The 13,497-nt window shown below is 69.5% G+C and carries 13 protein-coding genes; 4 read left to right on the top strand and 9 right to left on the bottom strand.

The features are described 5' to 3' along the window. Both ACWEN3_RS26620 and ACWEN3_RS26615 read right to left on the bottom strand, forming a co-directional pair. The coding region (locus ACWEN3_RS26620) for a CorA family divalent cation transporter (protein WP_452975768.1) at positions 1 to 552 on the bottom strand (552 nt) is incomplete at its 3' end. A 176-nt stretch (positions 553 to 728) separates the two neighbouring features. Continuing rightward, a complete protein-coding gene (locus ACWEN3_RS26615) occupies positions 729 to 1,670 on the bottom strand; it encodes a LysR family transcriptional regulator (protein ID WP_452975766.1) in 942 nt (313 codons plus the stop codon). A gap of 71 nt (positions 1,671 to 1,741) precedes the next feature. Here ACWEN3_RS26615 and ACWEN3_RS26610 point away from each other — a divergent pair, with 71 nt between their 5' ends. Further along, a complete protein-coding gene (locus ACWEN3_RS26610; RefSeq protein WP_452975764.1) occupies positions 1,742 to 2,629 on the top strand; it encodes an SDR family NAD(P)-dependent oxidoreductase in 888 nt (295 codons plus the stop codon). Positions 2,630 to 2,855: 226 nt separating this feature from the next. After that, positions 2,856 to 3,419 (top strand): DUF6817 domain-containing protein, encoded by a 564-nt coding sequence (locus tag ACWEN3_RS26605; RefSeq protein WP_452975762.1) that lies wholly within the window; start codon positions 2,856 to 2,858, stop codon positions 3,417 to 3,419. Between the two features lie 52 nt (positions 3,420 to 3,471). On the opposite strand, the gene ACWEN3_RS26600 is transcribed toward ACWEN3_RS26605, so the two are convergent. The 5 genes from ACWEN3_RS26600 to ACWEN3_RS26580 form a co-directional block, all read right to left on the bottom strand. Further along, complete coding sequence (locus ACWEN3_RS26600; RefSeq protein WP_452975760.1) at positions 3,472 to 4,086, bottom strand: class I SAM-dependent methyltransferase; 615 nt, start codon at positions 4,084 to 4,086, stop codon at positions 3,472 to 3,474. A gap of 136 nt (positions 4,087 to 4,222) precedes the next feature. After that, positions 4,223 to 5,527: an MFS transporter gene (locus tag ACWEN3_RS26595; protein ID WP_452975758.1), complete on the bottom strand. Its 1,305-nt coding sequence runs from the start codon at positions 5,525 to 5,527 to the stop codon at positions 4,223 to 4,225. Further along, positions 5,524 to 6,750: a type III PLP-dependent enzyme gene (locus ACWEN3_RS26590; protein WP_452975756.1), complete on the bottom strand. Its 1,227-nt coding sequence runs from the start codon at positions 6,748 to 6,750 to the stop codon at positions 5,524 to 5,526. The genes ACWEN3_RS26595 and ACWEN3_RS26590 overlap by 4 nt, the downstream gene beginning before the upstream one ends. Then, complete coding sequence (locus tag ACWEN3_RS26585; protein WP_452975754.1) at positions 6,747 to 8,456, bottom strand: IucA/IucC family protein; 1,710 nt, start codon at positions 8,454 to 8,456, stop codon at positions 6,747 to 6,749. The genes ACWEN3_RS26590 and ACWEN3_RS26585 overlap by 4 nt, the downstream gene beginning before the upstream one ends. A 37-nt stretch (positions 8,457 to 8,493) precedes the next feature. Beyond that, positions 8,494 to 10,068, bottom strand: a complete 1,575-nt coding sequence (locus ACWEN3_RS26580; RefSeq protein ID WP_452975752.1) for an IucA/IucC family protein — start codon at positions 10,066 to 10,068, stop codon at positions 8,494 to 8,496. A 407-nt stretch (positions 10,069 to 10,475) separates the two neighbouring features. Here ACWEN3_RS26580 and ACWEN3_RS26575 point away from each other — a divergent pair, with 407 nt between their 5' ends. Together ACWEN3_RS26575 and ACWEN3_RS26570 are read left to right on the top strand one after the other, a co-directional pair. Then, a complete protein-coding gene (locus ACWEN3_RS26575) occupies positions 10,476 to 11,237 on the top strand; it encodes a response regulator transcription factor (protein WP_452975750.1) in 762 nt (253 codons plus the stop codon). Further along, positions 11,234 to 12,682 (top strand): sensor histidine kinase, encoded by a 1,449-nt coding sequence (locus ACWEN3_RS26570; protein WP_452975748.1) that lies wholly within the window; start codon positions 11,234 to 11,236, stop codon positions 12,680 to 12,682. Before ACWEN3_RS26575 ends, ACWEN3_RS26570 begins: the two co-directional genes overlap by 4 nt. A gap of 142 nt (positions 12,683 to 12,824) precedes the next feature. Here the strand turns inward: ACWEN3_RS26570 and ACWEN3_RS26565 are convergent, their stop codons facing one another. Next, the gene (locus ACWEN3_RS26565; RefSeq protein ID WP_452975772.1) at positions 12,825 to 13,178 is read right to left on the bottom strand and encodes a hypothetical protein; all 354 of its coding nucleotides are present in this window, start codon (positions 13,176 to 13,178) and stop codon (positions 12,825 to 12,827) included. After that, complete coding sequence (locus tag ACWEN3_RS26560) at positions 13,084 to 13,302, bottom strand: hypothetical protein (protein ID WP_452975770.1); 219 nt, start codon at positions 13,300 to 13,302, stop codon at positions 13,084 to 13,086. Before ACWEN3_RS26560 ends, ACWEN3_RS26565 begins: the two co-directional genes overlap by 95 nt. Between the last annotated feature and the right edge of the window lie 195 nt (positions 13,303 to 13,497).

Here is a 13,497-nt window from a genome sequence, read left to right as displayed (position 1 = left end):
GGTCTCGGAGATGTCGCCCAGCGTGGAGCGGACGCACTCACCACCGCCTGGATCATGGATGAGCAAAAGCACCAGGCCGACAAGCTGACCAGCGAAATGCCCGTCGACTATGTGGTCAAGCAGTCCGTGCAGAAGGAACCCCACCCCGTACTTGGCGAGATCGCTGTTGTTGTCCCAGCGTTCGACGACCTTCTCGATGTCGAACCGGTGGTCGGGGCGAATAGTTATCAAAGCCGTAGGAGTGATGAAAACCGACAATTCACTTGCGGTCAGTTTGCCAGTGTCCTCGTCCGCGCTGAGGGCGTAGGCGCTGAGGAAGGCATGGGTGCGGTAGCGGTCCAGCTTGGGCCGCTGATGCTCCTGACGTGCGTCCTCCACCGCGAGTTCATGCAGGCCGAACTCCTCGCTGATCATCTCGAAGTCGGCGGAGCACGGATCACACAGGTCGAGCCAGACCGCCACGTCCGGATCGCTCACGTACTCCGAGATGTCAGCCGTCGGGAAGTCCTCCAGGATCAGTGAACCGTTGCGGTAGAGCCGTGTGCGAGTCATGGCGACGCACCATAAGCCGCCCTGGTAAGAAGCCCGTATCCGCCCCTGATTCGTGCAGACGGCCCCGCGAATGAAGGCTCTTCAATGATGGATAAAGCGGAACAAAACGTGCACGCACTCCGTGGAGCAGCGGTGCTTTCGTCCTGTGTCGCGAAGTGACTGCATGGGTCCCGTCCTCACGAGGGCGGCGGGGAGGGAGCGGGCGTCTCCGCGTCGAGGGCCGCTGCGCGCAGGGCGGCCGCCACGCGGGTGACCGGCTCAGTCGGCGGGTGCGGGAGGCGGGCCAGGAGCAGTCGGCGCTGTTCTTGGGGCCCGCCGCGGACGGGGAGGACGCGGACACCCGGGGGAGCGGCGGAGGCGAGAGTGGCCGGCACGGTGGTCAGTCCGCAGCCGGCGGCGACGAGATGGAGCTTGGCGAGCCAGTCACGGGCGGTGTGGGCGATCTCGGGCCGTTCGTCCAGGCCGGGCCACACACCCATGAGCCGGTCTTCTCGCGAGGAGGAATCGGCGATCCAGCGTTCTCCGCGCAGGTCGGTCACGTCGACGAAGTCCCCGCGTGCGAGCGGGTGGGTGGCGGGCACCGCCAGGCGCAGCGCGCGTTCGGTGACCGTCTGCAGCGCGAGCGGGGGCGACTCGGTGTCCGGCGGACGGAACGGCGGGGCCGAGGCGAGCAGCGCCAGGTCGAGGCTGCCGGCCCGCAGGGCGCGCACCAGCGCGGGGCTGCTGCCTTCCCGGCCAACGACGCGCAGGCCGGGGTCAGTGCGGCGCAGCGCTGCCAGAGCCCGGGGCAGCAGAACGGCGCCGGCGCTGGGGAACCAGCCCAGGCGGACCGTCCCCGCCTGCCCGGGCAGGCCGGACAGTTCCCTGGCGGTCGCGTCGATCTCGTCCAGCACGGTCGTCGCGCGGCGCATGACGATACGGCCGGCCGCGGTGAGCCGTACGCCGTCGCGCCGCCGCTCCAGCAACTCCGCGCCGGCGGCCCGTTCGATGGCGGCGATCTGCCGGGACACCGCCGACTGCGTATATCCCAGCGATGCTGCGGCCGCCGTGAAGGTTCCCTGTTCGGCCACGGCGCGGAAGACGCGCAGCGCGGTCAGTGACACATCAGTGAAGTCCATGACGAATACGCATACTAGCCGTGCCTGACTTTCGTTGGACTCATGGACGCGGTGTTTCTAGCCTCGCATGCATGAACGCTTCGCGAATCGCCCTCGTCACCGGCGCCAACCAAGGACTCGGCCGCGCCCTCGTCGAAGGACTGTCGGCCCGCATGAACCGCGACGACCTGGTCCTGCTCACCGGCCGCAACCACCAGCGGGTGACGGACGCCGCCCACGAGGTCACCCAGTTGCCCGGCACGCGCGCCCGCATCGAGGGCCGCGTCCTGGACGTCACCGACACCGACGCCGTCGCAGGTCTCGCCGAGGACCTCCGGACCCGCCACGGAGGCGTCGACGTCGTCATCTCCAACGCGGTTGCCCGCCTGTTGCCCGAGGAGTCGCAGGCGGAGCGGGCCGACGAGTTCATCGATGTCTCCAACACCGCCACCCATGCAATCCTGCGCAGTTTCGGCCCCGTTCTCCGCCAGGGCGGCCGTTTGCTCGTCGTGGCCAGCAGCCTGGGCACCCTCGGCCACCTCACCCCCCGGCTGCACCACCTGTTCGACGGCGCGAACCTCGACCAGGTCGAGTACGCCGTTGAGTCCTGGCGCAGCGCCATCCACCACAAGACGGCTCAGGAGGCGGGCTGGCCGGTGTGGTTGAACGTGCCCTCCAAGGTGGCTCAGGTCGCCGCCGTCCGTGCGGTCGCCGCCGAACGCCGTGAAGGCGACCTCGCGGCCGGCACCCTGATCGCCTCCGTGTGCCCCGGCATGGTCGACACCGCCACCTCGCGCCCCTGGTTCAGCGACTACAGCCAGGCCCAGTCGCCGACCCAGGCCGCCGCGGCCGTGCTCGACCTGATCTCCGCCGAGGACGTCGATCCCGCCCTTTACGGCGAGTTGGTCCGCTTCGGCAAGGTCCTGCCCTGGCACGACGGCACACCTCCGGTGGAACAGGACCGGATGCTCACGGCCTGAACGCCCACCGACCACGCCTTACGGTGCGCAGGTCATCGAGAGTCGCCGGCACCCAAGCCATACCTGGGATCGGTGGAGCAATCCCGAGGATTGACTGGGGTACCGGAGTGCCAGAAGATCGTGCAGCGCCAAGGCGACGACGTGTCCGGTGCCTTCGTACGGATCCGGACCGGCGAAGGCGCTGTGCGGGCGCCGAGCAACCCGTTACCGAAGGGACACGGACACCGTGCCTGCCCTCCCTGCCACGATTGACCAAGCGGTCGTCCTGCTACGTGAGTTCGGCGCCGAGAGCATCGCCCACCCCGGCGGCACTCTCCTTGCCCACCTCCAGCGCGTACAGGCGCGGCTCGCGACGTGGAAGGCCCGCCCGGCCCTCCAACTCGCGGGCCTGTGTCACGCGTTCTACGGCACGGACGGCTTTCCCACAGCACTGCTGCCGCTGGACCGCCGCAATGACCTCGCGGCGGTGATCGGCACCGAGGCCGAGGCCATCGTGTACCTGTACGCCTCATGCGACCGGAAGGCCACGTACCCGGCTCTCAACCAGGCCGATGCTGCCGTCCACGACAGGTTCACCGGCCGCTCCTGCGATCCAGGACCGCAGGGGCGCCGGGACTTCACCGAACTGTCGGCCGCCAACGAACTCGATCTCGTCATCGTCGATTCCGACTTCCGCGACAGGTGGCGCCCTGAGCTGCTCGCCCTGTTCACCAGACTCCAGGATCTGCTGAGCGCTGACGCCTGGCTCGCGTGCCGCACGGCACTTGCCGCCCCTGCTCCCGATCAGTGAACCAACCCGCCAGTTCGAGCTCGTCGACGTGGAAGGGGATCGCGAAGCCGGATTAGCGGACAGGCTTCTGCCAGGTCAGCGAGTACCGACGGAGCACATGCCGGCGATAGCGCATGCCGGGCAGCAGTCGTTGCGCCGCAGCTCGGACCTGACCGTAGCTCATCCGCGGGACGGCGACCGGCATGCCCTCCGGCCCACGCGCACGGCGGATCACCTTGGTTATCCGCACGACCGGGGCAGCCGCGATCATCGCTGCCCACTCCGCCGGGCTCTTCTCGCGGGCCAGACCGACGGCGACCAGCGTGCCGCCGGGCCGCAGCAACTCGCGCATCCGGATCAGGGCGGCCTCGAAGTCCATGTGGTGGATCGTGGTCACCGAGCAGATGAAGTCATATCCGCCGACCGGGAGGTCGGCCGTGAGGAAGTCGCCCTCGATGTAGGTGAGTTCCGGGTGGTCGGCAGCGAGTTCACGTGCGCAGGCGATCATCTCCGGCGACTTGTCGATCCCGGTGACACGCTTCGCCCGCTCGGCGAGTTTCCGCGCCAGGAGCCCGTCCCCGCAGCCGACGTCCAACGCGTCTCCGCACCCCTCAGGCACGGCGCGGAGAATGCCCGGGTGCCGGGCGACGTTGGTGTTCCAGTATGGCTTCGGGTCGGCCTGGCGCATCGGATCATCGTAAGGGCATGGCCAGGGCTTCCAGGTGCGCATCGGCAGACACGGCTCTCCCGAAAAGCCGTCCCCCCGACCCGAAGGGCCGTCCTCCCCGTGGGGAGTCGCGATCGTGAACCGCCCCGCGGCTGCGTCACGGATCGGTGGGCCGGTCCCCGACTGGTTGGGCCGTTCTGATGGCTGAGTTGGTTGCGGAGGCCGCTCCTGCGATACGCGTGCGCCGTTGGATTCGGCGTGTGACCAAGGCGGAGAGTGCGAGCGCGGAGGACGCCGAGACGACTCCGCCCAGGACCAGGGTGGTGCGGGCGCCGAGGGCGTCCGACACCAGGCCGACCAGCGGGGCGCCCACGGGAGTGCCGCCGAGCAGGACGAGGAAGTAGACGGACATGACTCGGCCCCGCAGTTCTGGGGCGGCGTAGAGCTGGGTCAGTGCGTTGGCGGAGGTGGTCGTGATCACGGCGGCGAAACCGGTGGGGATCAGCAGCGCCATGAATGTGCCGTAGTCCGGCATCAGTCCCTGCGCGGCTTCCAGTGCCCCGAAGACGACCGTGGTGGTGACCAAACGGCGTGCGGTGGGCGGGTCCCCGCGACTCGCCCCGTAGATCGCGCCGATGAGGCTGCCGAAGGCGTATGCGGCGGAAAGGTAACCGAAGGCGGCGGCACCGGTGTGGAAGGCCGTGATGGCCACAAGGGAGATGGTGACCTGGAAGTTGAGGCCGAAGGTGCCGACGAAGGCTATGAGGCTGATCGGCAGGAGCAGTTCGGGGGTGGAGGCGATGTGGCGGAAGGCGTCGCGTAGTCGGTTACGGCCGGGTCGAGGCCGGCCTTGGCCACCTGGGTTGTCCGTACGGATGGTGATCAGGCCGTAGAGGACGGCCAGGTACGAGACCGAGTTCACGAGGAATACGGGACCCGTGCCGAAGGTGGCGACGGTCAGCCCGGCGAGGGCGGGGCCGAGGGCGCGGGCCACGTTGAACTGAGCGGAGTTCAAGCTGACCGCGGTGGCCACACGCTCACGGGCGACCAGTTCGGAGATGTACGCGTTGCGGGCGGGACTGTCCACGGCGGTGGCGGTGCCGAGGGCGAAGGCCAGCGCGTAGACGGACGGCAGGTTCACCGCCCCGGTGACGGTCAGCAGCCCGAGCAGGAGTGACTGCACTCCCATGGCGGTCTGGGTGAGCAGCAGAAGCCGCCGCTTGGGGTACCGGTCGGCCAGTACGCCTCCGGTCAGGCCGAACAGGGTCTGCGGCAGGAACTGCAGTGCGGTCACGAGGCCGACCGCACTGCCGCGGTTGCCGGTGAGGTGGAGGACGAGCAGATCCTGCGCTGCGCGCTGCATCCACGTGCCGATGTTGGAGGCCAGCTGCCCGAACAGGTAGCGACGGAAGTTCCGGACGGTGAGTACGGCCGTCACCGGCATGCGGGAGCCCGCGCTCATGACAGCTGACGGGCATACGCGTCGCCGGGTGCGGACACACCGACGTCATCGACGTGATGGAAGGTCGGGTGGGGGTGCATCAGGAAGGCGTGGTGGGAGATGTTCCAGGCGTAGGCGCCGGCCATGGCGAAGGCGATGCGGTCGCCGACGCGCAGCCGTTCGACCTTGACCCGGCGGGCCAGGACGTCCTTGGGCGTGCACAGCTGTCCGACCAGTGTCACCGGCTCGTCGCGGGCCTCCGGGCGGTCCCAGGGATGTGACCAGACGGCGTCGGGAATCACCTCGAAGGGCTGGTCGTGCTGTTTCGCAGCCGGAGTGCGCAGATGGTGGGTGCCTCCGCGCAGCACGGCGAACGCCTCGCCGCGGCTGAACTTGATGTCCAGGACCTGGGTGACGTACCAGCCGCAGTAGGCGGTGACCGAACGGCCGGGTTCGATCCGCAGCGTGAGGTACGGGTGGCGGCCGACGATCCGGCGCAGTCCCGCACCGAAGGCGGACCAGTCGAACGTCTTGTACGGGTCGGCGTAGTCGACGCCCATTCCCCCTCCGACGTTCACCTCGGCCAGGTCGACTCCGCGGTCACGAGCCCAATCTTCGGCCCAGCTCAAGGCCTCGTCGACCAGATCCAGTTGAGCTGGGGCCTGGAGACCGCTGGCCAGATGGAGGTGCAGGCCGCGCAGCCGGATGCGCGGATTGGAGGCGATCAGCTCCAGGCAGTGGTCCAGTTGCGCGGGGTCCATGCCGAAGGGACTGGGCCGGCCGCCCATGGCGAGGGCGACCTGGCCGAGGTCCACGGGTAGGTCCACGGGTAGGTTCACGCGCAGGAGAACGTCGACGGTCCGGTCGCCCAGCAGGGTGATGAGAAGCCGCAGTTCGTGTTCGCTCTCGATGTGCAGGCGGTTCACTCCGGCGTCCAGCGCAGAGGTCAGCTCTGTCGGTGTCTTCCCCGGGCCCCCGAAGGCGATCGGCACATCCGGAGTGAGATTCCGGACGTGGCTCAGCTCGCCGCCGGAGGCGACCTCGAATCCGTCGACGTACCCGGCCAGCGTCCGCAGAATCCGGGGGTCGGAGTTGGCCTTGGCCGCGTACAGCAGCTCGACTCGTTCCGGAAGCGCGGCCCGGATCACGTGAACGTGCTCGCGCAGGGCCGGCAAGTCATAGACGTACGCCGGCAGGTGATCGTCGGACGTCCTGCCGACGAGGTCGAGCAGTTCGGGCCTCACCGGACCACCTCGCGGGGGAAGTCCGCGCCGAGTGGGCTGGGCAAGGGGACGTAGGTGGCGTGCCGGTCGGCCTTGCGGGCCCAGCGCAGGAGCAGGTTGGCCTTGGCGGGCAGCGGTACGCCGGACAACAGGGCGCGCAGGCGGGGTGGTTGGGCGACGGTGCGGGCGTAGGCGTCGAGGTGGTCACGGACCAGGCCCCACAGGGCGGGTTCCAGGCTCGGGTCGAGGTCGGCCAGGGCGCTGAGCATTTCGGCGGTGTGGTTGACCAGGAGGCAGTACGCGACCCGGTTCCAGCCCCGTTCGGGATCGTAGGTGAGGGGACCTCGGACGTCGTCCGGGAGGTCGTCGAGGGCGCGCTGATGATGCCCGGGCAGGAGCTTGGTGCCCTCCAGGTCGCGGAAGAGCATCTGAGCCGGGGTGCCGTCGGCGTTCACACCGACGACGACGTTCTGCAGGTGGGGTTCGAGTACGACACCGTGCTCGAAGTAGGCGGCCAGCACCGGTGGCAGCAGGAGCCGTAGATACGCGTCCCACCAGGCCAGGACGTCCCCGTCGCCGCGGCTGAGCAGGTGTGACACATGGGCTGTACTGGTCGGGTATTCGTCCGCCACCGCGGCGGCGAGCAGGGCGGTCACCCCGGGACGCAGGTGGCGGCGCATGCCGGAGCGGACGATGACGCCGAGCCCCTCCAGGAGGGCGGTGTCGTCGGTGTCGAGTGTGCGGTAGCCGGGCTCGGCCAAGAGCGCGCATCCCGGGAAGCGGCCGGTGAGCTCGGTGAAGAGGGGCTGGAGCAGCCGGTTGAGGACGACGGCACCGGAGAGTTCGTAACTGGCGTGCCTGCGGACACAGTTGGTGAGGCGGACGTTCAGGCTGAACTTCAGGAAGGTGTCGCTGTCGGGGTGGTACAGCGTGCGCACCGATGCGGTCGGCACCAGTTCCGGGCCGCTCGCTCCGGTGTCGACGACATCGCCGGCGGCGATCGCCTCGCGCAGCCGGTCGTTGTCCTGCAGCAGACGGTACTGCCAGGGGTGCACCGGCAGTACCGCGAATCCCGGATCGGCCGTCGGGCACAGCGCGTCCATCGCGTGCAACTCGCCTTCCTCCCGCACGAAAGGGCGGCGTACGGCCAGGTGGCGCAGGCGGAAGCGCGCGCCGGTCTCCGGGCCGTACTCCAGCCAGTCCGACGGGTCGCCGGTGCGTGACTTGGGAGTGGGGTGGAAGCGGTGGCCGAACACCAGGGACTGTTCCGACGCCACGTACGGATCCGGATGCGGCGTGGCTCCGGCCCGCTCCTCCAGGGCCGTGCGGATGGTCTCCCGGCTGTCGGCGACCTGGGTGAGGAACTCCTCGTTGGCGACCCCCGTGCGCAGTGCCAGTTCGTCGTGGATGTAATCGGCCAGCTCTTTCCAGCCGACGGTCGTCCAGGTGCCGTTGTCGAGCCGCTGCACCGGGCCCCGGAAGCGATGGGCTCCGATCAGCGAGGCCCGGCGCAGCCGGGAACGTAGCAGGAGACCCCGGCGGGGGAGACACAGCAGGAGGTGGTCGTCGTCGACCGTCACCTGGTGCTCGGGAGCGGACACCTCGCGGATCAGGCAGTTGAGCAGCGTGTGGGTGGTGACGGTGTCCGCCGTCCCCATCGGTTCGGACGGCGATGCGGTGACGGTTGTGGCGGCGGGGCTGGTGTGGGGGGCAGTGCCGGTGGTCATACGGTCACTCCAGTGGGACGACGGTCGGTGTCGGATGTCAGCGGCACAGGGCCAGCGGATTGGGAATCGACGTCCATTGCGCTTTGCCCGGGTTCTCGGCCAGGCGCATGGCGACCGTCGCCTTCAGCGGCATCGTGTCGCCGAAGAACGCCGCAGCGTCCTCCTGGTTCGGCAGGCCGGCGTACACCCGGCGGCCGACCTCGGCCACCGCACCCCACAGCGCTCGGGGATCAGCCTCGTGCTCTCGGCTCAGGACGTCGACCAGCTCGCTGAAGACTCCGCTGACCAGGCCGCCGAACAGCTTGGTGTGCAGGGCGTCCACGTCGTCACCCGCGCGGGTGCCGAGCAGCGGCGGCAGCGTGAAGCCGCATCGAGCCAGGCGGCGGGGGCTGACGCGTACGCCGTCCAGATCCCGGTACAGCACTCGCACCGGCCGCCCGCTCCTCAGCACGACCAGGGTGTTCTGGCCGTGCGCCTCCAGTGCCACCCCCATGGACAGCAGCGTCAGTGCGGGCGGCAGGACGAGTCCGGCGAAGTCCGCGAGCCAGCGCACGGGATCTCCCGAGATCACGGTGGCTCCGGTCGCGTGGACTGCGGTGAGCGGAACCGCGATCTCGCCGGCGTCCAGGTAGCACTCGGTCGACTCCCGGACCATCGCCGCCAGGCTCGCGGAGGGCTGTCTGTCCACCCTCACCGCGCCACTGCCCAGTTCACGCAGAACGCGCAGGCTGCCGCCGTACCCGGACTTGTGGACGGCGGCCGAGACCAGTTCGGAGAGCGGGGTTCCGTCGGCGACTTCGGCCGGGGAGATGGTGCGCCGGTAATTGGTGACCTGCACGTCCAGCGCCGTCTTGATGTGGCAGCGCGGCAGGACCCCCAGAGGCGCCAGGGTACGCAGCGACAGCAGCGGCCGGGCCGGGATCGTCTCCTCCACGACGGGCAGGTCGGGGTGGTGCACGAGCACGTGGTCCCGTTGCCACGGGTGCACCGGTACCAGGATCGTGTCTCCGTCACGCAACCGCCGCGGCCAGACGCCGGCCCCTTGCCAGCGGTCGGCCGGGACACGGATCAGTGCCAGATGGACCACCGGGCGGTGCTCGGGGGCGTACTTGAGCACGTCGGCGATCGACATGCCGGTACGTGTCCGGCAGCAGGGGTGCTGCGGGTGGCCGTCGACGACGGCCTGCTCGGCATCCACCGAGTCGTTCAGCGCGACCCCCCGGCCCGCGTTCGCGGCCCTGGCCAGGGCCAGGTTGACCACGCTGTTGTCGAGCTCGGCCGCCAGCCGCTGCGCCGCGGGGGTACGCAGGCCGAGCTGCGCCAAAAGCTCCGCCGGCCCACCGATCGGTCCCTCCGGCCCGGATACGGCGAAGTCGTCGGGTACCTCGGCGAACGGCTGCGCGCAGGACTGGGGCGCCGAGAGTGCGCCGCCTCGTCGCAGCTCGACCACCATGGCGTCCGACTCCCGGCGGTGCCCGGCCAGGCCGGGCAGGGGTTCTCGTACGAAGGCTCCCCACAGCCGGCTCAGTACGGTGGCACGCGCTCCTGGGAGCGCGGTCGTGAAGGGCTCCACCAGGTCCGGACGCGTGAAACGCAGTTCATCGAGGAGCATCGGGCATCCCAGGTGCTTGTGGGGGCGCTTGGCACGCGGTGCTCCAGTGGCACCGGCCGTGCGACCGAAGCTACGGGAAGACGATCAAGCACAGGGCCAGAGCACATACAGCAGGGATCCCGGATTCGCCCGACGAAGCTGAGTTCCCGCCCTCATCTCCAGCCGATTCCACAGGGAAGGATTTCCTTACGGGCGGCCTGACCACTGATCAATTTCCGCTGCCACCTGGGGGAATAGGTCACCGTCGTTCGCGACACGACCCAGGGCTTACTCCGCGCTGTCACTGTCCTAAATCCGGTCATCGCTCCGCGCTTCGGCAGTTGAGCCGACCGTGGAAGATCACCGGCTCGGGGGAGGTTACGGCGATTGCGCCACACCCTTCGGCGGCGGTCTGTGAGCCTTTCGACATGCGTGTACTGCTGATCGAGGACGACGACCGGGTGGCCGGACCGCTGACGGAGGGCCTGTGCCGCTTCGGGTTCACCGTCGAGCATGCCAAAAAGGGCGCCGATGGCCTTGCCGCGCCGGAGGCGGCGATCGTGCTGCTGGACCTGGGGCTGCCCGACATGGACGGCATCGACGTCTGCCGTGCGCTCCGCTCCCGCTCGTCCGTGCCGATCATCATGATCACCGCCAGAGATGACGAGGTCGACCGAGTGCTCGGCCTGGAGCTGGGCGCGGACGACTACGTCTCCAAGCCGTTCGGCGTGCGGGAACTTGTCGCCCGGATCCGTGCCGTCACCCGCCGAGCCCGCCCCGCGGCGCTGGACACGCGGTGTGCGGAGCCGTACGCCTCGAATGACACGGCACAACCCGCGGCCCCCCACATCCGACGGATCGGGCCCCTGACCATCGACCGTCGCACCCGGCAAGTACATCTGCACCAGTCGCTCATCGCCCTCGCCCCCAAGGAGTTCGACCTCCTCGCCTGCCTCGCCGAGGACCCCGGTGCCGTGTGCTCCCGTCGGCAGATCCTCGACACGGCATGGGAACCGAACTTCTTCGGACCCACAAAGACCCTCGACGTGCACATCGCCGCGCTGCGCCGCAAACTCGGTGACTCCTCCTGGATCGAGAACATCCGCGGCATCGGATCCCGCCTGGTCCCCCCGGCACACGTCGACGCCACGTCCACCGCAGCGCCGGCGCGCGGCGGAGAGCCCCGATGACACGTCGCCTTCTGCTCAGCCATCTGGGCCTCATGCTGCTCGTCCTGCTCGCGCTCGAAGTGCCCTTCGGCATCTTCTACGCCCGCAGCGAGCTGTCCCGCTTCTCCCACGCGGCACAGCAGGGGGCGACCACGCTCGCCGAGGTCTGCGAGGACAAAATGGAGCACGGGCTGACGGCCGACCTCCCCGAACTGGCCCGCGCGTACGGCCTGCGAACCGGCAGCCGCGTACTCGTCGCCGGCCACGAGGGCACCCTCCTCACCGACACCGCAGCCCGCTCCCAGGTCGGCACAAACCTGGCCGCCGAGCCCGACATCTCCACCGCACTCCGCGATCGACCCTCCCTCGGCACCCACAGGGACACAGCCGGCGAAGTCCTCTTCGTCACCGTGCCGGGTGGCTCCAACGACGCCACCGCCTGCGTGGTACGAACCGTGTACGCCCTGGGCCCGCTCAGGGCAAGGGTCCACGCCACCTGGCTGATCCTCGCCGCCGTCGGGCTCGGAGTCCTGGCCGCGGTCTCCGTGATCGGCTTCGCCCTCGCCCGCTCGGTCACCCGTCCCGTCCAGGCCCTGGAACGCGCCACGAGACAACTCGCCGAAGGCAGGATCACCGACCCACCGGCCACCGATCACGGGCCGCCGGAGCTGCGCCGGCTCGCCGCGTCGTTCACGAGAACCGCGACCCGCCTGCAGCACCTGCTGCAGGCCCAGCAGGCGTTCGCCTCCGAGGCGTCCCACCAGCTGAAGACTCCCCTCACCTCACTACGCCTGCGCCTGGAGAATTTCGAGCCGCACCTCGCCCCTTGCGCCCAGGACAGCCTCGACAAAGCACTCGGGGAGGTGGAGCGGCTCGGTCGCATGGTGCAGGGTCTGCTGGCGCTCGCCAGGCTGGAGAACTCCGCGATCAGGCCGGTGGCGGTCGATGTGAACGCCGTCGTCTCCGATCGCGCGGCCATCTGGACTGCCTTCGCCGACGAACAACACGTGGACATCGTCGTCTCCGCAGCCACAGCCGTCAGGGTGTGGGCGGTCCCGGAAGCACTGGAGCAGATCATCGACAACCTGCTCTCCAACGCGCTGCGCGTGTCCCCGCCAGGAACCGCCATCACGTTGGTGATCACCACCACCCTGAGGGAAGGCAGCCGCACACCACCCATGGTCGAACTTCATGTCATCGACCAAGGACCCGGCATGACCGAGGCCGAGAGGCACAGAGCCTTCGACCGGTTCTGGCGTGCCACCGACGCCGACCACGACGGCACCGGCCTCGGCCTGCCGGTGGTCCGGCAACTCGCCCGCGCCGGCGGCGGCGAAGTCACCCTGGAGACAGCCGCCGGCGGAGGGCTCGACGTCGTTGTGCGCCTCCAACGCGCCGAGAGCCGCACTCACCCGGAACGCCTGTCCACCTCTGCGGACATCGACTTTGTACCGGGGGCGCGGTGATTTCCCCCCGTGGTGTTCGCTCCGGCTCGGTCTCGGTACGAGCCCCGACGGCGACCGTGGACGAGGAGGGGATGCGGGCGCTGGGGGATGGGCACTGCCCCGACACAGGGGATGTGTCGGGGCAGTCCGTCGACTCGCTCGGTCAGCCGAGTGAGGTGAGAAGCGTGTTGAGCGCCTTGACCTCGGTGGCCTTGTCGAGGTTCGGGGCGCGTAGCGCCTTCAGGACCTGGTCGATTTCGCTGTCGAGGAAGTGCCACGACTTCTCGCTCTTGGGCTCGAGCGTGGGCTGGCCGTCGTCCCAGGCGGTCTCCAGGTCGGTCACTCGGGTGGTCGCGGCTCGCCGATGGCCCGAATCGGGCTTTGCCGGGGTGTCGGCTGTGATCGTGCGGAACTTCGCGATCTCACTCGGAGGGAACGGCGACGTCGCCTGCTTCGGGGTGAGGTGGGTGGTCACCGGCGCGGGGGTGTCGTCCTCGCTGGCCGCGGCCGCCTTCACCCGGCCGCAGGTCCGGGTTACGGATGGCGCGTGCCTCCGTGTGGATGGCCAGTGAGTGTCGCGCGTAGCCCGGCGTCGCTTCGGGCGACGTCATGTTCCCGCTGTCCAGGCTGGCGCGGAAGATCGCGAGCCCGCCGCGCTTGACCGTGACCGTGGCCGAGTGCGGCGGCCGACAGTCGCTGCCGAGCGCCCGGTCGAGGTCGAACCCGAACCCGAGTCGGAGTCCGAGCCCGACTCCGGCCCCGCTGCGGCCACCGCCACCGCCACCGCCCCCGCCACCGCGGTGGCGTCCAGGTCCGTGAGGAACGCGCTGGTGCGG

The organism is Streptomyces sp. NPDC004561 (assembly GCF_053602155.1).
The sequence above is the reverse complement of the archived record's forward strand: the minus strand, read 5'-3'. Positions and strand labels throughout refer to the sequence as shown.